At 40.7% G+C, this 18,907-nt stretch carries 15 protein-coding genes; 8 read left to right on the plus strand and 7 right to left on the minus strand.

The features are described 5' to 3' along the window. Nucleotides 1-35: 35 nt before the first annotated feature. Together MB380_RS07345 and MB380_RS07350 are read right to left on the minus strand one after the other, a co-directional pair. The gene (locus tag MB380_RS07345; protein WP_253534167.1) at nucleotides 36-1,322 is read right to left on the minus strand and encodes a hypothetical protein; all 1,287 of its coding nucleotides are present in this window, start codon (nucleotides 1,320-1,322) and stop codon (nucleotides 36-38) included. A gap of 447 nt (nucleotides 1,323-1,769) precedes the next feature. Beyond that, on the minus strand, nucleotides 1,770-2,177 hold the full coding sequence (locus MB380_RS07350) for a hypothetical protein (RefSeq protein ID WP_253534168.1): 408 nt from the start codon (nucleotides 2,175-2,177) through the stop codon (nucleotides 1,770-1,772). A gap of 201 nt (nucleotides 2,178-2,378) precedes the next feature. Between MB380_RS07350 and MB380_RS07355 the strand changes: the two genes are divergently transcribed. Together MB380_RS07355 and MB380_RS07360 are read left to right on the plus strand one after the other, a co-directional pair. Next, nucleotides 2,379-3,254 carry a DMT family transporter gene (locus MB380_RS07355; RefSeq protein WP_253534170.1) on the plus strand — a complete coding sequence of 292 codons (876 nt, stop codon included), beginning with the start codon at nucleotides 2,379-2,381 and terminating at the stop codon, nucleotides 3,252-3,254. Between the two features lie 325 nt (nucleotides 3,255-3,579). Continuing rightward, nucleotides 3,580-5,766, plus strand: coding sequence for a S9 family peptidase (locus tag MB380_RS07360; protein WP_253534172.1), 2,187 nt, complete (start codon nucleotides 3,580-3,582; stop codon nucleotides 5,764-5,766). Nucleotides 5,767-5,812: 46 nt separating this feature from the next. On the opposite strand, the gene MB380_RS07365 is transcribed toward MB380_RS07360, so the two are convergent. Together MB380_RS07365 and rpe are read right to left on the minus strand one after the other, a co-directional pair. Beyond that, nucleotides 5,813-7,552 (minus strand): glycosyltransferase family 39 protein, encoded by a 1,740-nt coding sequence (locus MB380_RS07365; RefSeq protein ID WP_253534174.1) that lies wholly within the window; start codon nucleotides 7,550-7,552, stop codon nucleotides 5,813-5,815. Nucleotides 7,553-7,568: 16 nt separating this feature from the next. Beyond that, nucleotides 7,569-8,237, minus strand: coding sequence for a ribulose-phosphate 3-epimerase (gene rpe, locus MB380_RS07370; RefSeq protein WP_101725165.1), 669 nt, complete (start codon nucleotides 8,235-8,237; stop codon nucleotides 7,569-7,571). 159 nt (nucleotides 8,238-8,396) lie between these two features. Here rpe and MB380_RS07375 point away from each other — a divergent pair, with 159 nt between their 5' ends. Together MB380_RS07375 and chrA are read left to right on the plus strand one after the other, a co-directional pair. Next, the gene (locus MB380_RS07375; RefSeq protein ID WP_253534176.1) at nucleotides 8,397-9,353 is read left to right on the plus strand and encodes an isopenicillin N synthase family oxygenase; all 957 of its coding nucleotides are present in this window, start codon (nucleotides 8,397-8,399) and stop codon (nucleotides 9,351-9,353) included. A gap of 95 nt (nucleotides 9,354-9,448) precedes the next feature. Further along, the gene (gene chrA, locus MB380_RS07380; protein WP_253534178.1) at nucleotides 9,449-10,630 is read left to right on the plus strand and encodes a chromate efflux transporter; all 1,182 of its coding nucleotides are present in this window, start codon (nucleotides 9,449-9,451) and stop codon (nucleotides 10,628-10,630) included. A gap of 16 nt (nucleotides 10,631-10,646) precedes the next feature. Here the strand turns inward: chrA and MB380_RS07385 are convergent, their stop codons facing one another. Continuing rightward, entirely contained in the window at nucleotides 10,647-11,132 is a 486-nt protein-coding gene (locus tag MB380_RS07385) for a hypothetical protein (RefSeq protein ID WP_253534180.1), read from the minus strand. A gap of 304 nt (nucleotides 11,133-11,436) precedes the next feature. On the opposite strand from MB380_RS07385, the gene MB380_RS07390 reads away from it, so the two are divergent. Continuing rightward, entirely contained in the window at nucleotides 11,437-12,420 is a 984-nt protein-coding gene (locus tag MB380_RS07390) for a DUF4382 domain-containing protein (RefSeq protein ID WP_253534182.1), read from the plus strand. 148 nt (nucleotides 12,421-12,568) lie between these two features. Here MB380_RS07390 and MB380_RS07395 read toward each other — a convergent pair whose 3' ends face one another. Beyond that, nucleotides 12,569-14,002, minus strand: coding sequence for a sensor histidine kinase (locus MB380_RS07395; protein ID WP_101725160.1), 1,434 nt, complete (start codon nucleotides 14,000-14,002; stop codon nucleotides 12,569-12,571). A 295-nt stretch (nucleotides 14,003-14,297) separates the two neighbouring features. Between MB380_RS07395 and MB380_RS07400 the strand changes: the two genes are divergently transcribed. The 3 genes from MB380_RS07400 to MB380_RS07410 all read left to right on the plus strand — a co-directional run bounded on the left by MB380_RS07400 (nucleotide 14,298) and on the right by MB380_RS07410 (nucleotide 17,146). Then, complete coding sequence (locus MB380_RS07400; RefSeq protein WP_253534183.1) at nucleotides 14,298-15,263, plus strand: hypothetical protein; 966 nt, start codon at nucleotides 14,298-14,300, stop codon at nucleotides 15,261-15,263. Nucleotides 15,264-15,377: 114 nt separating this feature from the next. Continuing rightward, on the plus strand, nucleotides 15,378-16,283 hold the full coding sequence (locus tag MB380_RS07405) for an AraC family transcriptional regulator (RefSeq protein ID WP_253534185.1): 906 nt from the start codon (nucleotides 15,378-15,380) through the stop codon (nucleotides 16,281-16,283). Nucleotides 16,284-16,381: 98 nt separating this feature from the next. Then, nucleotides 16,382-17,146 (plus strand): SDR family NAD(P)-dependent oxidoreductase, encoded by a 765-nt coding sequence (locus MB380_RS07410; protein ID WP_253534187.1) that lies wholly within the window; start codon nucleotides 16,382-16,384, stop codon nucleotides 17,144-17,146. Nucleotides 17,147-17,192: 46 nt separating this feature from the next. Here MB380_RS07410 and MB380_RS07415 read toward each other — a convergent pair whose 3' ends face one another. Further along, nucleotides 17,193-18,854: an AMP-binding protein gene (locus tag MB380_RS07415; RefSeq protein WP_253534189.1), complete on the minus strand. Its 1,662-nt coding sequence runs from the start codon at nucleotides 18,852-18,854 to the stop codon at nucleotides 17,193-17,195. Nucleotides 18,855-18,907 lie beyond the last annotated feature (53 nt).

Raw genomic sequence — 18,907 nt, forward strand, 5'->3', positions numbered from 1 at the left:
TTAATACAATTTTTTGGGTTTAAAGATATTCTAAATTATGCAGCCTCCTCTTCAACAGAAGAAGGAATATTTGATTTTTTACTAAAAACATCAATTCCTTGTTTAGCTATTTTAACTAATTCATCTTTTAACTCTGGAAATGTATATATAGCCTTTTGAAATGCTGGTGAGGAAAATAATTCATGCCAAGGGCTTCCATGTGTATCACCTTCAACTAATCTTAGTGGGGCTTCTTCTAATCGTGATAATGCCGAACTAAAAAGTCTTGCTTCAAAAATGGGGTCGAGATTTGCAGCTTCTCTTCTATAGCCCTCATATGCTTTTGCTACTGAAGCTTTAAATGCATAATCTTCTGATAATCTAAATCTCTGATTAATTTGTTTTGTAGAAAGCCATGCAAACCAAAGGGGTGCTCCAATACTTAAGACGGATAATATTATATGCATCCAAACAACTGTCCATTGAGGATTAGCTTTCTCCATGACTTTTGAGAGTAGTTCTATCCTTTGGGAACCGAAAAAACTACCTGCTCCAAGAGCAATTAATAATCCTCCAACCCATACCCAAAGTGTAGTACTTGTACTCTTTGCTCTTTCATCAAAGGACGCAGCTAGCCCGACACTTGTTGTAATTCTATAAGCTTCGTTACATTTATCAACTATTTTCTTTGAGTTTTCTTCATTTTCTATAAGTTTTTGATAAGTAGAAGCTGATTTATTTAAATAATCTTCAATTTTTGCTACATTCCCTGCTGAATCATTAGTAAATTTTTCCACTTTATTTCGTGATTCTTTTAGCATTTCTAAATCAGTTGGAAGAGATATTGCTGTTTCTTTTCCTTCAATAATTAATCTAATCCACTGAATTAAATCTTCTTTTTTTGGAGATACTTCATTTAAAGAAGATTCTATACTTCTTAAACGACTTGCAAGCCCTCTTGGTAAGGCATTATTATCGTTTAAAACTTCCCAACTCCACAATGGCTCAAGCATTGAAGTTATAACACCCATTGTTGTAGTAAAAGCACTAATCGCTTCAGTGGAGCCATTTGGAAGATGCGCTAATGTTTTTTGTCGAAATTGATTAATAATTTTTTTTATTTCTTCAACTACTTCAGTAAAATCTTCGTCTACATAAAGATTTGGATATTTTTTTAATTTTTCTGATAGATTTTTGGGTATAAATGCTAAGCCATGACGATTAACTGATGGGTAATTCCATCCATTAATTTCAGATGCAAATCTATCATCATTGGTTAATTTAATAATTGAATCGGATAAATCATCTAAAATATTACAAAGCTCTTGAATTTTAGGGTGCATATTTTTAAATTAGGTTAAATAAAGGAATGTTTAACAATAAAGATACAATTTTTTTACAAGCTATATACGTAATCTACTTGTTTTTATTTAAAGGGTTTAGTTATTTACAAGAGCCTGCTATTAAATAAATCTTACTTTTCTTTATTCTTATATCTTTATTAGTTTGTCTCTATAAATCTTACAATTTGAGTCAGGTGGTTTTGCTAAAATATTTCTTAAGGCTTTGTGAAATACTTTATTAAACTGAAATAAGAAAAGCACTTTAATTGGCTTATGTTAATTAAAAGTCAAAACTTTCCAGTTACATTTTGTAAATTTTAGCTATTCAAAGAATAACTTGTGTTACAGGAGGGATAAATTCATCCTTCCCCCCATAAACAAAGATAGGAGTAAGCCCTAAGACTTACTCCTGCTTGGAGATATATTGAAATATATAAGAAGACTAAATTAAGGCTCAAAAATCAGGCGTTCGTCCTTTTCAATCACCGGGATATTCTTCACAAATTCATCATACCCTGCCTCATCTTCATGGTTGCTGTAAGCGCCATAGGCATCAATAGTATAACCAATGGTGCCGTCTTTCGATTCTATGATGTAGATAATCGATGATTCCGAAGGGCTTGATTCTCCCTCAAAACGATACGTCTTAATGATTTCCAGTTCTTCAGGCTGATAATGCTTGTCAGAGTCTGAAATATGAAAACCTTTGGCCGCCCATCTGAACTCTTTATCGAAGCCCTTTTTGGCCAGCTTATCCAGAATAGTAACCATGGTGGTCATGTCTGTACTTTTGTCTGAATATTCCTTTAGCGGCTCCATTGTAGTTACCATTGCCTCATTGTTCGTAGTATCCATAGTTGTAAGATTTAATACTTATAATCTTACAATTGTTATGCCTTGGCCAGATAACCGCCGTCTGGCCATGTAATTGTGATACAAAATACTCATCGTACAGCTGAGTGTAGAAAATTTTACCAAACCGAACCAATTAAATGTTGAAAGTGTATTTTATAATATAGTGCCTGCGGCCTTATTTCTCTTTATTAACAGATTTTCATGCGTCTTACCTATCTTAAACTGGTTGCAACTGTTTTTTTCTGGGGTTCAAACTTTGCAGCCGGAAAAATAGCCATACAGTCGTTCGGGCCATATTCAACAGCCTTTTTACGTTTTACAGTAGGGGCTACTCTATTAATGTTGATGCTTTATAAGCAAGAGGGTAAAATTCCTAAGCTGAGCGCAACCCAATGGAAATGGGCAGCAGTAGCCGGCTTATTGGGGGTGGTACTTTACAACCTGAGCTTTTTTATGGGTATTCAGTATATGCCTACGGTGCGGGCATCGCTCATTATTGCGTTTGCACCCATTACTATTACATTAGGCAGCGCCATTTTCTTTGGCGAGAAGGTTACGTTTCTGAAATGGACGGGCATTCTGATATCCATAGCCGGTGCTATGGTAGTAATTGTGAGGGGCGATTTCGGTAATCTGCTAGAACAAGGTACCTGGGGCATTGGCGAGTGGTTTATTATGGGTGCGGTGTTGTCGTGGACGGCCTACACCCTAACCGGAAAACTGGCTTTAAGAACCATGCCTGCACTAACACTCAGCGCTTTTTCGGCCTTAATAGGCTGTGTTCTTTTATTTATACCCGCCATGCAGCATCAATTGTTTGAGCGCATGGTTACTGCCAGCTGGCAGGCTTATGTGTCGGTGGTATATATGGGCGCAGCTGCTACAGCTCTGGGTTTTATCTGGTATTATGAGGCCGTTCGGTTAATAGGTGTAACCAAGTCTGCCATTATTGGTAATCTTACACCAGTATTTGCAGTGCTGATTGCCGTTTCTTTTTTAGGCGAAAAGCTCACCATCCCTACGCTTATCGGGGGTGCGCTGGTTCTTTTGGGGATTCTGCTAACCAGTAGGAAATGATGTTTTCCGGACGGCTAGTTAAGGACTTTTATCTTTAGTTGTTATTTTTATCTGGTACTTCAAATTATACCTTTGTGAAGCTCCGTGCTAAACTTCGTGACTCTCCGAGGTTAAAATTTTAATTGGTATTTATTTCACCCTGTATGGGTGAGGCTGAACTAAATTTTTAAGCAATAATTTCGGTCTTGCATTGGGTAAGGAAGAGCACGCAGGGAATATTAAAGTTCAAATGCCGAAATCTTAGTCCTATGCTAATTTATTTGTATGGACAACAACCTTTTTTGTTTAATTTAGCAACCCAAAATCATCCTTCATTTACCAGACTATGCTAAGAAAATTATTAGGCTTTTGTTTCTTTATTTGGGCATTTAATGCTACTGCACAACCGGGTCAATCTTCCAAATGGACACCCGATGGCAATGGATATTATTCTGTTGAAAAACAGGAAATTGTAAAATTTGATTTGCTTACTCAGCAGGCACGAGTAATTGTGAGCAAAGATTTACTGACACCCAAGGGCAGTAATGCTCCGCTGGCTGTTCGTGATTTCAGTTTCTCAGACGACCAGAAAAAATTATTGATTTTTACCAACACCAAACGCGTATGGCGTTACGAAACCAAAGGCGACTACTGGCTGCTGGATTTAACTACCAAAGATCTTAAAAAACTGGGGGCGTCTTTGCCTGAGGCCTCTCTGATGTTTGCAAAGATTTCGCCCGATGGTAAAAAGGCAGCCTATGTAAGCAAAAACAATATTTATGTAGAAGAACTGGCTGGCGGCAAACCCAAAGTGCTTACTACAACCAATGGTACCAAGAAATTGATTAACGGTACCTTCGACTGGGTTTATGAAGAAGAATTTGACTGCCGCGATGGTTTCCGTTGGAGCCCCGACAGTAAGTCTATCGCCTACTGGCAGATAGATGCCAACACCATCCGTGATTTTTACATGATTAACAATACAGACTCTATCTATTCATTTGTAGTGCCGGTAGAGTACCCCAAAGTTGGTGAAGCCCCATCTGCCTGCAGAGTAGGGGTGGTAAATGTTACAACAGCAAAAACTATCTGGATGAAAGTGCCGGGCGACAGCCGCCAGAATTATATTCCGCGTATGGACTGGGCGGGTAGCTCTAACCAGCTGATTTTGCAACAACTGAACCGCAAGCAGAACCAAAGTAAGCTGATGTATGCCAATGCCCTGACAGGTGCAGTGAGTACTTTTTATCAGGAAGCAGACGATGCCTGGGTAGATATAAGCACCCATTGGGCTGATGAGAATCCTGCGGGATGGAGATGGTTAAAAGGCGGTAAGGAATTTATTTGGATAAGCGAAAAAGATGGCTGGAGACACCTGTTCAGGGTGTCGGCAGATGGCAAGAAAGAAACCTTAATCACCAAAGGAAACTTTGATGTGATATCGCCCGAAGCAATAGATGAAGCAAATGGTTATGTCTATTTTATGGCTTCTCCTGCCAATGCTACCCAGAAATACCTGTATCGTGCCGGGCTTGATGGTGCTGGTGAGGCCGTAAGAATTTCGCCTGCTATGGAAGAAGGTACACATGGGTATCAGATTTCGCCAAACGGAAAGTTTGCCTACCATAGTTTTACTAACTACTTTACCCCTACGGCCATTGAATGGGTTGCTTTGCCTGAACACCAACCCCTTGACCCTCAAAAAGACATCAGCAAAAAGATTGATGTTGAAAGAAAGAAAAAATCAAATGTTGAGTTTTTCAGAATAACCACCGAAGAGGGAATTGAAATGGACGGTTGGATAGCCAAACCGAAAAATTTTGATGCCTCAAAAAAATACCCGATTGTATTTATGGTATATAGTGAGCCGGCATCTCAAACCGTCACAGACCGCTTTGGTGTAGGCCGCAATGGGCTTTATAACGGCGATATGGCTGCGGATGGATACATTTATGTGTCGCTTGATAACCGGGGTACTCCAGCGCCGAAGGGCAGAATGTGGAGGAAATCAATTTACAGAAAAATTGGCCTTTTAAACACCCGGGACCAGGCCATGGCTGCCAAAAAGATATTGGAATGGCCCTATGTAGACAAAGAGCGTGTGGCTGTGCACGGTTGGAGTGGTGGTGGGTCATGCACACTTAACCTGATGTTTCAGTATCCTGAAATCTATAAAACCGGAATTTCGGTAGCTGCAGTGGGGAACCAGCTTACTTACGACAACATTTATCAGGAGCGTTACATGGGCTTACCGCAGGAAAACCGGGAAGATTTTATTAAAGGTTCGCCCATTACTTATGCCAAAAATCTGAAAGGAAACCTGTTGTATATTCATGGCACCGGCGATGACAACGTTCATTACCAGAATGCAGAGCTGATTGTTAACGAATTAATCAGGCACAACAGACAGTTTCAGTTTATGGCTTATCCAAACCGCTCGCACGGCATATATGAAGGAGAGGGTACAAGAATGCACCTGAATACCCTTTTTACTAATTACCTGAAACAATATTGCCCTCCGGGAGGGAAATAATAAATATTTGACACGAAAAATCCTCCGGCTTGCCGGAGGATTTTTTTTAGTACCTGCTTTTTTTCAAATCAGTTATCAGTATCTCGCGGCCATCAGATTTTTTAATGAAAATTCTGTTTTGCTCTTCAGGATTAACTCTCTGAATAATATCTGAGTTTTTGGGTAGATAAAAATTGGTAAGCTGCGCATCAACCACCGAAAACGGTGGCAAGTCTTTGCCGCCCGGTGTGCTGTTGTCCAGAAAAGAACAATAAATTACCGTATCACCTTTGGCATAAAGGTTCACTATTTTGTCAGCAGCCAGTTTATATGGGTTTTCTTTTCTTGGTTCAGCAAAATGCATAAAATACCTGGGTGCTTTGTCTTCCCAGATGTTTACCACTATTCCGCATACCAACACCAGTTGCACGCCCAGAAGCAACACTAAAGCATACTTAACGCTTGATTCCAGCAATAACATCTGCCTGATAAGCAAGGCTGTCAGCACAATGCCAAAGGCATACATATAGCCTATGTATCGGGGCATAATTCTGAACGTATTGCCATCCTGAATTGAAAATAATATCAGAAACACAAAAGGCAACAAAGTGAGCATTGATAAAAATACCAGTAATGGGTGATTGGCTGCTTTACTTTTCTTTAATAATGTGCTTAGCAGAATAACCAGCAGTGCTATATTAAGGGTTAGCACCATAAAATGAAGCCTGGCGGTGCTGTAAAGAAAGAAATCGAGTACCAGCAACCCGCAGATACCGGCAACTTTCAGTTTGTCAGACGGTAGCCATCTGAAACAAGACACCCCAGCCAAAACACTTACCAGTGCAATGATTGTATTTTTTAGACCTGATAAATGAATATATAGCCCCTCGCTGGTTATAAATGCCGATGAAACTACAAAGCGCAACTGTTTAAAAATGTTGGGCAGGGTTGCCACCGACAGGTAGTCGTCAGGGGCTGTTCTGGCCATTATATTGTATGATTTTACGCTGTTTTCAACGTATTCAATTAACCAGCGGCCACCGTCTGATTTTAGCCAGACAACCACACCCATAGCCGGAATGAGCATGGCAAGCGCAAGCCCGACCCATACCCTGAGTTTCCTCACGTAAATGATTACATAAAGCCCGTGAATCAAAAAAAGCGGAAATGCCGAGATGTGGCATAGCTCGCAGGCTAGTGCGCTCAGGCCATAATACAAATAAAAGGCAAGGCTGCTTTTATTGTTTTTTTCTTTCTCTAAAATAATCAGAAACAAGTGGGTGGCCAGCAATGAAAAAAAGAAGAGCAGCGCATAATTGCGGGCAACCTGTGAATAGGTAATATTAAAGGGCGAAACAGCGGCTAAAAATGATGCCAGCAAAGCCAGATTAGATGATTTAAAATGTCTGTTAACAAACACGTATGTCAAAAACACCGTCAACAGGTTAAATATTAAAGACATAAACCGCAGGTCAGCATCCTGAAGGCCAACCAGCTGTGTCCAGTAGTGTAAAGAATACGTATATAAAGCCCCATTGCCGGTGTCAATCCGCGCTATTGAATCAAAAAAATCATGAATACTTTTTTCTGACCAGAACTCCCTTGGGGTGAAATAGGGGCTGTCGGGCTTTCTTACTGAGTTCCGCTGGTTATTGCCTTCGTAGCTCACAAACTGGCTCACAAAAAGCGAGTATTTCTCGTCGCCTGCCAGGCCATGTTTGCCTATGTTATGAAAACGCAATAAAAAAGCAAGCACCATAATGCCTGCTAATATAATAAAGGTTGTTTTTCGGCTCAGAGAGAACATACAGCTTCAGTTGTATTTAATGATGAGTATCACATATATTTTTAAGGTCTCTGATGGTTTGCGCAGGGTCGGTCGAGTTAAAAACAAAACTACCGGCTACCAAAGCATTGGCACCTGCATCTACTAAAAGGCCTGCATTGGCAGTGGTTACACCACCGTCAATTTCTATCATTGTGCCAAGTCCGCGTTCATCTGCCATCCGGCGCACTTTCCTTACTTTTTCGTAGGTATGTTCAATAAATTTTTGTCCGCCAAAACCAGGGTTAACAGACATAATCAGAACCATGTCAATATCATGAAGAATGTCTTCAAGTACGTTTACCGGGGTATGCGGGTTAAGCGCCACACCGGCCTTGCAGCCAGTATCTTTTATTTGTTGCAAAGTACGATGCAAATGCGGGCAGGCCTCGTAGTGTACAGTAATAATTTCAGCGCCTAGCTTTTTAAATGTTTCAATATAACGCTCAGGCTGAACAATCATCAGGTGTACATCCAGCGGTTTCGTTGCATGGCGTTGAATGGCTTCAAGCACGGGCATTCCGAATGAAATATTAGGCACAAAAACACCATCCATAATATCAATATGAAACCAGTCTGCAACAGAGTTGTTCAACATTTCGGCATCTCTTTGCAAATTGGCGAAGTCGGCCGCCAGTACAGAGGGGGCAATAATCGTATTTTTCATACTGCAAAGGTATGCTATTTTCGTTAAAAAAATGTGTGTAACCGGAAAGACAATTCAGCCTGGTACCCGTTTATCAGTGCTTCCAATACAGAAACATACGCCGGTTTTATCAAAAACAACTAAAAAAAGATTAGTTTTGCAGAAAAAATAAATCATTTCATGGAACAAGCACTGCTTGACGAAATACCGTCATTAGACCTTGCAGACTTTACCTCCGGCGACCCTGAGCGTAAAGCCAGATTTGTGCAGGATATCGGAAATGCCTTTAACACCATAGGCTTTGTAGCAATAAAAAATCATGGTTTGACAGAAGACCTGCGGGTAAAACTTTATGATGCCGTTCAGAAGTTTTTTTATCAGGCAGACGAATTGAAAACAAAATATGAGTTTCCGGAGCTGGCAGGGCAGAGGGGTTATGTGGGCAAAGGAAAAGAAACCGCCAAAGGGCATAATCGCCCGGATCTGAAAGAGTTTTATCATGTGGGTCAGCCGATTGCCGAAGGCGAGATGCCCAGCAATGTTTTCCCGTCTGAGGTTCCGGAGTTTGAAACTTACACGCTGGCCGTTTATAAAACTTTTGAAAATACAGGTAAAACACTATTAAGCGCCATTGCCCTTTATCTGGGCTTGCCCGAAGATTACTTTGAAGAAAAAGTAAGAAACGGCGATAGCATTTTGCGTGCCTTGCACTATTTTCCGATTGAAAACCCCGATACATTGCCAGAAGGAGCCGTAAGAGCTGCGGCACATGGAGATATAAATCTGATTACCTTGCTGATGGGTGCTTCTGCCGAAGGGTTGGAAGTATTACGCCTGGATGGCAAATGGATTCCGGTTACGGCATTGCCAGATCAGATAATCATCAACGTAGGTGATATGCTTGACCGCCTGACGAATCATAAACTGAAATCGACGATTCACCGGGTAGTAAATCCGCCTCGTGAAAAAATGAAAACGTCCAGATTCTCTATTCCTTTTTTCATGCATGCCAGAGCAGAAACAGACCTTACCTGCCTTGAAAGTTGCATTGATGAGGCCAATCCGCGCAGATATGAAAACATGACAGCCGGCGAATTTCTGGACGAAAGACTAAGAGAACTGGGGCTTAAAAAATAGGCTTCATGTACTGTTATTTCCGCATAGCACAGAAAAATCAAATTTTCTGTGCTATATTTATTTAATTTATCGACATATATCCAGGAAAACCTTAAATGAGTAAAACCCGCCAGATTCGATACTTCATTTTTTTAAAAGATGTTATGATTCTTGCGCTCACCTGTTTTGGCGGGCCTCAGGTGCATTTAACCATGTTTCTGGACAGATTCGTAAAAAAAAGAAACTACCTGACAGAAGCCGAATTGCTGGAGCTGCAATCGTTGTGTCAGATACTCCCCGGGCCAACTTCAACACAAACCATTACAGCCCTCGGATTTCGGCTCGGCGGAGCCAACCTTGCCTATATTACGCTGTTTATCTGGGTGCTTCCGGGCGCTATCTTAATGACGCTCGCAGCCTTGGGTATTACTTATATAGAAAAAGAGCAACTGGCCAGCCTCACACGTTTTATTAAACCTATGGGGGTGGCATTTATCATTTTTGCCGCCTATTCTATTGGTATAAAAGTAATAAAAACACAGGTTAGCGTTATTTTAATGGTGCTGGCAGCTATGGCCGGCTATTTTTTTCCTTCGCCTTATATTACGCCAATCTGGATATTACTCGGTGGCCTGGCCACCGCACTTAAATTTAATGAGCAGGAGAAAATGCAGAAAGAGCCGATCAGAATTGAGTGGGGCAATTTCTTTTTATGGATAGGCGTATTGCTTTCTTCAGCTATTCTGGGGGCTGTTACGCACTCTTTACCGATACGTTTATTTGAAAATTTTTATCGTAACGGCAGTCTTACTTTTGGCGGGGGGCATATCCTTAAACCGCTTTTGTATAATGAGTTTGTAAAGTTTAAGCACTACCTTACCGCCGACGAGTTTTTGTCGGGGCTGGCAATAGTTGAAGTAGCTCCGGGGCCTGTTTTCTCAATTTCTTCGTTTGTAGGTACTTTATCTATGCGAGAATGGGGGATATACGGCGAGTTGCTTGGAAGTTTTGTTTCAACAGCAGGTATTTTTTTGCCGGGTACATTTCTGATATTCTTTGTAATCCGTTTCTGGGACCAGCTAAAAAAATACAGGGGTATCAGGGCCTCGCTGGAAGGCATTAATGCCGCCAGCACCGGTTTAACGGCAGCGGCGGCATTTTCTCTGTCTCAACCAATGTATGTGGATTTAGTATCGGTAATGACAATAATACTTACTTTTATTCTTTTACTGACCCGATACGTGCCAGTGTATCTGATTATAACAGGCGGCCTGCTTATGGGTTGGGCAAGCTCCTGATGTGGTTGTGAAAATACTATTTAATGGCAAATCTGGCCGTAAGAGCTATGTCGTCAAGCCATAATCCCTGATACCCAATCACGTTTATTGCCGGTTTCCAGTCAACGCTTAAATTAAGCGGAATCTCTCTGAAAGTGTACTCCAGCCCGAGTATACCATCTGCCCCTACAATAGCGTGCGAATCGTTGTTATCAAACCAGGGGTTACCATATTGGCCTCCGTTACCCCAAACACCTACGTGTCCACCAACACCGTAGTACCATCTCCAACCGGCAGTCTGAAAAGCAGGAGCATGAATTTCATACAAACCCGTAATGTTTATGCCGCGCCAGCGTGTATAAACTATACCTTCTATGGCTTTTCTTTCAGACATGTTGTGTTTGATACTCAAACCGTATCCATAATTTAAACGTAGGCCGACTCCCGTTTTGTAGTCAGATTGGGCAGTAGCTGCTGTAATCGAAAAAATAATAAGGCCTGTTAACAAAAATAATTTACGCATAGTGCTGAATAATTATTGATTAATAAAGAATAGTTAGCGTATATAAACGATAAAAACCTATTCCAAATCTGTAAAAGGGTTAATTGACAATCTGAAGGATATGAATTGTAGAAAATCTTGTGAATGATGGGTATAAAATTCCACATCTCAGGTTTTTTGGAGCCGGATTTTACCAATGGTACGCTGTTTTGATTAGTCAGGTTGTCAATTACAACACAGAACATTTACAATTAACAACCATTCTTAAATGATATGAAGCACACCTGTACTTTAGTAATCATTTTTTAACTAAATCCTGTTTTTTATGAAAGTTACAAGATTGTTTCTCGGCGCAGCGCTTATTGGCACACTCGGATTCCTGCAAATGTCTTGCGAAGACTCCTCAAACGACATGGGTCCCGACGGGGGCTCAGGCTCCGGCACTCTGAAAGTTAGTATTACTGATTCACCCATTGACTCACCGGAGGTTAAAGGGGCATTTGTAACAGTAACCGAAATTAAAGTAGATGGAAAAACATTTGATGGCTTTAAAGGCCCCAAAACCGTAAATCTGCTTGAATTGCAAAACGGTAATTCGCTTGAGCTGGGAAGCGGAAATTTTAACGCTGGCACATTCAGCAAAATAACATTGGTGCTTGATTACGAAAAAGATGCATCTGGTACGGCGCCTGGATGCTACATTCAGAAGGCAGATAATACCAAACAAAAACTTCAACTTAACGGAAGTACCCAGAATGCAATAGAACTGACAGCCAAGCAATTTGCTGTGCAGGAAGGTAAAGCCACTGAGCTGGTAATGGATTTTGACCTCAGAAAAGCCATTAAGTCAGAGACATCGGGCTCACAAACCACTTATTCATTTGTAAGTTATGGCGAGCTTCAGGCTGCCATCCGTACCGTAGATAAACCGTCTTCAAGCGACATTAGTGGTAAAATAGATAATTACAACTCAACCACAATGGGCGACGTAGTGGTTTACGTTTACAAAAAAGGTACGTTTAACCAATCAACTGAAACTCAGGGACAGGGAGAAAGCCAGATAAAATTTAAAAATGCAGTTACCAGCGCCAAAGTTGATGGCAGCGGTAATTTCAAGGCGGCCTTTTTAGAGCAGGGCGATTATGAAGTACATTGTGCTTCTTACAGCAAGCCAACCGGAGGTTTCTTTGGTCTGAAAGCCCTTCTGAATATCCAAAGCAAAAACAATGTAGATTTAAGCAGTATTGTACTGAAATCTGATGCCGATGTAAGTCTGTCAATCTCGGTTAGCACTATACTTGGCTTGTAATAGAGCCTAAAAGATACTGGAACAAAATGTGTTACACTGTTCGGAATAAGTAAAACACATTTAACTCAAAGAAGGAGCCATAAGGCTCCCATAAAAACCGCCAAACCGGCGGTTTTTATTTTTACCCGCCTACGTATACAAAGGCAAGTTAAACAGAAAGGAGTTTTTCAAATTGATTACCTTTGGCAGGATTAAAAGTTTTTGGGAAAAACAAATGAAACCTGGCGCCTTTATTAACTTGCCCCTCGGCAAATATAAAACCATTGTGGTTGCCCATAACTCTTTTGCATATAGCTAAGCCTATGCCGGTTCCTTCGTATTCATGCCGCCCGTGCAGCCTCTGAAAAATAACAAATATTTTTTCGGCATAACCAGGTTCAAAACCTATACCGTTATCCTGAAAACACAAATGGTAGAAAGTGCTTTCTTCTCTCAGTCCTTCAATAAAAAATATGTCTTTTCCTGACATCTCCTCCGACGATATTTCAATAATCGGTGCAATGTCATTCTGAGAAAATTTAATGGAATTGTTAATCAGGTTATAAAATAACTGTTTTATCTGAAACGGGAACGCCTTTATTACCGGAAGTTCCTCGGTAATAATCCTTACTTTTTTCTCTTCAATGGCCAGTGATAAGTCGGTTTCAACTTCTTCCAGCATCTGGTTAAGATCTACCGTCTGTAATTCCTGATCGTAATGATTAACCGTTCTCGAGAACGTGAGTAAATCGTCAATCAGTAATTGCATTCTTTCGGCAGACTTCTCAATTTTATTGAGCGATTCCTGCCCGTCCTGATTCAGTGACGAGTAGTGTTTTTTAAGCAGTATACCGCTGAAAGCCCGAATTTTACGCAGGGGTTCTTTCAGGTCGTGAGAGGCCACATAAGCAAATTGTTCCAGCTCGGAGTTTGTGCGCTGTAATTTATCCAGATTATTTTCAAGCGCCTTCTGAAACCTGATGCGCTTGCGAAGCTCGTAAATCAGAAACCCGAAAGAAGCCAGCAGTAACAGTGCCGACGATGCCGATAGTGAAATAATGTAGCCGGGCAGGTGTTTATCGTTACTTATTTTCAGCGCATATTTGTTATTAAGAATCTGCTTTTCGGTAAGTAAAAACAGATTCATTACATTTCTGATTTCATCCATTTTCAGTTTATCGCTTTTCAGGCTCTCGGCACTTACAGCGGTTTTTATTCGTGCAAGTTTAATGTTGGTTTCTGTAATCTGTATTTTTTCGGCAATGAGTTTTTTCAGTTGCATCAACCGTTGGGTTTGCCCTTCGTTATGCTCTACCAGGTCTTCCAGTTCGTTTATTATTTTGCCAATAACACGGTAAGCATCGTAGTAAGGGTTCAGAAAAACATTTCGTTGGGTAAGCAAATAGCCTCTTTGCCCGGTTTCCATGTCTTTCATTTTAGATATCAGCTCTTCTCCTTTCATCATTACCTGGTAGTTGCGCTCAATGTCTTCCATATAAGCCAGTGTCTGATGTACTTTCAGATAAGAAACAACCGTAAGTATCATCAATAGGATAATACAGGAGATAAACGAAATCGTTACGTATCTGAACGGTTTGCGCATGAGTAGTGAATGTTTTTTTGGCTATTTATATGTAGGCATTGCATGGTATCTGCAATACCCGGGGCTTTCGTCAGTCAAAGTTAGGTATTCTCATCTTTATTCAGGGGTAAAAACCCGAAAATTCATCTTTCTTTGTTCTATTTTTAATTTAATAGTTACTTTTTGTAGAATATATTTCTCGGTTTGGCTGTGTTTTTGCCTTTTGCCGGCAGGCAAAAGGCAATGGTACAACAATTTTAAAGTATAAATTGGAAATATCCGCAAGGTAATTATATTCATTTAGCGATACTTTAATATGGAAAATTTAACACAATCAAGAAGAAGAGCATTTGCCGGGGCAATGGTTGTGGCACTTACGTTTGCTACTGCTTTTGGGATTTTTCAGGCATATAGATCAAGCGCCATTTCTGACGAGCGCGACAGATTTACGATACAGGCTGATTCGCTGATGACGGTGAAGCAAAACCTGGAAGAGGAAATAAGCGGCCTGACCAAAGATTTAAACGATGAGCGTGATGAAAACGCCGAACTGGTAAACAGAACCGAGTACATAAATGGCTTGCTGGCAGAAAAAGAAAAAATAATGGCAAGGCTTAATAAAGAAGCTGAAGTGCTAAAAGGTAAGAATAAGTCTAAAGATGAGCAACTGGCTTTACTGAATAATCAGATTATTGAACTGAACGACGTAAAAACTCTGATGGAAAGAAACTTAACAGATTTGCAGGCAAGTAATGCCAATCTGGTTTCGGAAAATACCGAATGGAAAGTAAAATATGATGAACTGCGCGCACAGAGAGATGAACTGAATACACACATTGCCTCGCTCAATAAAAGGATAGATGAAATTATTTATGACGCTCCTGCCGATAACTTCAAGGTTGAAGTACTAAAGACCAACGACAAACTTACCGCCAAAGCAAAAAAAGCACATTCGTTAAGGGTTTCTTTTTTGGTGCCAGAGAGTTTAAAGAATAGCAAAGAGGGCCAACAGAAGGTGTACCTTACTGTTCTTGACCAAAAAAATATGCCTGTAAAAGGTTCAATAAAAGAAGTGAGCGTTATGCGCGGAGAAAAGCTGATGCCTGTGGCCGTTCATGCCATGCAAACTGTTGATTTGGCACGGGGTCCTCAAAATGCAACATTTGAGTTTGATTTGAAAGAAAAATTAAAACCCGGTACTTATAAAGCTACTGCATACGCAGACAATGATTACCTGGGTACAGTAGAATTTAAGGTAAGAAACAGTTTCCTGTTTTTCTGATGCTCAGCATTTTGATTTTAAAGGGGCGGCGAACATGGGTTCATCGTCCCTTTTACGTTATTGGGCTTTTTAATTTAATTCAGATTGGTATATTTGTATTTTGCAAATATCATAATGAAAGTAACAACACTTGAAGATTTTTATAAAGAGGCCTCGTTAGTTGTACCTGAAGGAATTAACAAAGAGCTGGGGCATTTTAATGTGTTTAAGCTGCATGAGTTAGCGGCGGCAGGTAACAAGCGTACAACGATGCCTTACAACAGGCGGGATTATTATAAAATAAGCCTGATAAGTGGCAAAAACAGAGCAGAATATGCCGATAAGGTAATTGACATTGAAAAAAATGCCTTGCTATTTGCCACACCTAAAATTCCGTATCACTGGTTGCCGCAAGACGATAAGCAGCACGGGCATTTCTGTATTTTTACGGCTGAGTTTCTGACCCAGAGCAAAAGTGGAGTAGTGCTTGACGACCTGCCGATATTCAGACCCGGGGGCTATCCTATCTTTCAGTTATCAGATAAAGTGGCCGAAGATATTCTTCATGTTTTTAATAAAATGTTTGATGAAATCGCATCCGACTATATCTATAAGTATGATTTGCTGCGCAATTATGTTTTAGAACTAATACACTACGGCCAGAAATTGCAGCCATTAACTGCCTTGCACCCAACCCACAATGCCTCGGCCAGAGTTTCTTCTTTGTTTATTGAGTTACTTGAGCGCCAGTTTCCAATAGAATCTCCGCATCAGAAATTATCTTTGCGCTCAGCCAAAGACTATGCAGACAGGCTTTCGGTACATGTGAATCACCTCAATAAAGTGCTTAAACAGAATACAGGTAAAACCACTACCGATATCATCAGCAGCCGCGTTGTTCAGGAAGCCAAGATTCTGCTGAAACAAACAGACTGGAACATATCTGAAATTGCCTATTCGCTGGGCTTTGATGAGATTGCTCATTTCTCTAATTTTTTCAGGAAGCATACTTCATTTTCGCCGTTGGGTTTTCGTGCGTAAGGCAATTGATTGATTTTTGCAATTTACGGATTGATACACGTAACCGGTCTGTTGGGTATGGGTTATACTTTTGTGTCATCATTTTAAATAATAAAATTATGGCACAAACAAACAACATTGCTTTAGTAACAGGCGGAAGCCGGGGCTTAGGAAAAAACATGGCGCTACAACTTGCCCGTAAAGGTTTAGATGTAATACTTACGTATAATCAAAAAAAGGAGGAGGCGTTTCAGACAGTAAACGAAATAACTGAATTAGGCCAAAAGGCAGCAGCATTACCACTGAATACAGGCGATTCTAAAAGTTTTGATTCATTTTTTGAACAGGTAAAGCAGGTGCTCACAGACCAATTCAATGCAGAGAATTTTAATTTTCTGATAAATAATGCCGGTATTGGGATTCATGCCTCTTTGTCTGAAACCACCGAAGAGCAATTTGATACCCTGATGAATATTCATTTTAAAGGCGCTTTCTTCCTTACACAAAAAGCCCTGCCGCTGATTGCTGACGGAGGCGGAATAGTAAATATTTCTACAGGTCTTACACGTTTTTCTTTTGCGGGTTATGGGGCTTATGCTTCAATGAAAGGAGCAATTGAAGTACTTACTAAATATCAGGCAAAAGAACTGGGCAGCAGAAAAATAAGAGTGAACGCCGTAGCGCCGGGCGCTATTGAAACAGATTTTGGTGGAGGTGCAGTAAGAGACAATGCTGATATAAATGCTCAAATATCGTCTATAACGGCACTGGGCAGAGTGGGTTTGCCAAACGACATAGGTAGTGTAGTAGCCTTTTTATGTACCGACGATGCAAAATGGATAAACGCGCAACGCATTGAAGTGTCTGGCGGAATGATGCTATAATGTTTTGGTTTATGGGGGAGCGAGCTACCAGGCGCCCCCATAACTTTTACTGCCATACTACGGATTCTTTTCTGTTGTACCAGGTTTCCAGATACGACTCAAATTCTTTTTCTATGTTACCCCTTTTTATCTTCATGGTTGGGGTAAGTTTGTTGTTATCAATTGTCCATGGTTCATTCAATACAACCATTCTGCGTACTTTTTCATAGGGTTTCAGGGTCGCGTTTACAGCATGGAGGGTTTCCTGCAGGCTTTCATTAACCTTCTCCACGCTTTCGGCTTTTCCTATGTCAGACAATATCACCAGCGCAATGGGTTGGGGTAAGTTATTACCTGCCACGCATATCTGTTCTATCATGCAATTGGCAGAAAAACCGGCTTCAATAGGGGCAGGGGCCACGTACTCGCCTTTAGCTGTTTTATACATTTCTTTTACCCTGCCGGTTATTTTCAGGTAACCTTCATTATCTATTTCGCCAACGTCGCCAGTATGAATCCAGCCTTCTGTATCAATGGTTGCGGCTGTCATTTCCGGTTCGCGGTAATAACCTTTCATGTTCCAGGCCGAGAGTGTGCATATCTCGTTAGTTTCGGGCATCAGTTTTATCTCCATTCCGGGGTAAGGCTTGCCAATTGTTCCGTTTTTTATTTTTTCTCGGGGCATCATGGTGGCTACACCCAGGTTTTCGGTCATTCCGTAGGCTTCCTGAATTATTATACCCAGTTTTTTAAACCACTCAATTAACAATACAGGCATAGGCGCAGCAGAAGCCAGAATAATGATGGCATCATTCAGCCCCAATCCTTTGCGTATTTTTGTTTTAATCAGGTTATTTACAATGGGAATCTTCAATAATATATCCAGCTTGCTCTGCGAAATTTTTGACAATATACCCAACTGAAATTTGGTCCAGATACGCGGAACGGCCAAAAAATGTGTCGGACTGGCCACTGCCAGATTTCTGGCAAAACTCTCTACTGTTTCTGCAAAGTAAACCGTTGCGCCGGCAATGGTTGCTCCAGACTCTATCACCATTCTTTCGGCCACATGGCACAATGGCAGATAAGATATAAACCGCGATTCAGGGTAGTCGAGTTTTGTATAATGCCGGGTATAATAAAGTGCCATAGTTAAAGCCTTGTAAGTTACCATTACACCTTTTGGGTTGCCGGTAGTGCCAGAGGTGTAAATAATACTGAAGAGGTCGTTCAAATCGGGTATAAAATTATCCTGCTTAGGCTTAAAACTATTCATGATTAATTCCCATTGCACATGCTTTGCCTGTGGGTTATAAGTAGGAAATGAAATACACTTTACGCCCTCAGGTATACCAGGCTCAATGCTTTTGGCGTCGTCCATTTTACCTATAAATAGTACCCGGCAGCCACTGTGCGTCATTACCTGATTCAACTGTTCGGCATTTAATGTTCCATAAAAAGGCACAGATACATGGCCTGCCATCAGAATACCGAAATCGGCAATCAGCCATTCTGCACAGTTTTTTGAAATAAGGCCAATGTTTGTTTTGGGCGGCAGGTTAAGCGATTCCAGATAGCTGGCTATTGTACGGGCCTGCAGCCCTACTTCTTTCCATGAAAAATCTTTGTATGTATTGCCAAATGGCTGTTTTAGAAATATCTTGTCAGGCTGGTTTTTTTCATGGTCATAAAAATACTCCAGGAAGGTTTTATCTGGTAAAAGTTCCATAGCAGTGAAAGGTGTTAATAGGTTTCGGTTTTGTAAAATTAAATTAAAAAAGC

Source organism: Emticicia sp. 21SJ11W-3, from assembly GCF_024138715.1.
Lineage (GTDB): Bacteria > Bacteroidota > Bacteroidia > Cytophagales > Spirosomataceae > Emticicia > Emticicia fluvialis.

Coding starts and splice junctions, on each gene's coding strand:
- MB380_RS07375 (WP_253534176.1), top strand. CDS start 8,397: ATGGAACAAGCACTGCTTGACGAAATACCGTCATTAGACCTTGCAGAC.
- rpe (WP_101725165.1), bottom strand. CDS start 8,237: ATGAAAAATACGATTATTGCCCCCTCTGTACTGGCGGCCGACTTCGCC.
- MB380_RS07410 (WP_253534187.1), top strand. CDS start 16,382: ATGGCACAAACAAACAACATTGCTTTAGTAACAGGCGGAAGCCGGGGC.
- MB380_RS07365 (WP_253534174.1), bottom strand. CDS start 7,552: ATGTTCTCTCTGAGCCGAAAAACAACCTTTATTATATTAGCAGGCATT.
- MB380_RS07405 (WP_253534185.1), top strand. CDS start 15,378: ATGAAAGTAACAACACTTGAAGATTTTTATAAAGAGGCCTCGTTAGTT.
- MB380_RS07350 (WP_253534168.1), bottom strand. CDS start 2,177: ATGGATACTACGAACAATGAGGCAATGGTAACTACAATGGAGCCGCTA.
- MB380_RS07345 (WP_253534167.1), bottom strand. CDS start 1,322: ATGCACCCTAAAATTCAAGAGCTTTGTAATATTTTAGATGATTTATCC.
- MB380_RS07360 (WP_253534172.1), top strand. CDS start 3,580: ATGCTAAGAAAATTATTAGGCTTTTGTTTCTTTATTTGGGCATTTAAT.
- MB380_RS07415 (WP_253534189.1), bottom strand. CDS start 18,854: ATGGAACTTTTACCAGATAAAACCTTCCTGGAGTATTTTTATGACCAT.
- MB380_RS07355 (WP_253534170.1), top strand. CDS start 2,379: ATGCGTCTTACCTATCTTAAACTGGTTGCAACTGTTTTTTTCTGGGGT.
- chrA (WP_253534178.1), top strand. CDS start 9,449: ATGAGTAAAACCCGCCAGATTCGATACTTCATTTTTTTAAAAGATGTT.
- MB380_RS07385 (WP_253534180.1), bottom strand. CDS start 11,132: ATGCGTAAATTATTTTTGTTAACAGGCCTTATTATTTTTTCGATTACA.
- MB380_RS07395 (WP_101725160.1), bottom strand. CDS start 14,002: ATGCGCAAACCGTTCAGATACGTAACGATTTCGTTTATCTCCTGTATT.
- MB380_RS07400 (WP_253534183.1), top strand. CDS start 14,298: ATGGAAAATTTAACACAATCAAGAAGAAGAGCATTTGCCGGGGCAATG.
- MB380_RS07390 (WP_253534182.1), top strand. CDS start 11,437: ATGAAAGTTACAAGATTGTTTCTCGGCGCAGCGCTTATTGGCACACTC.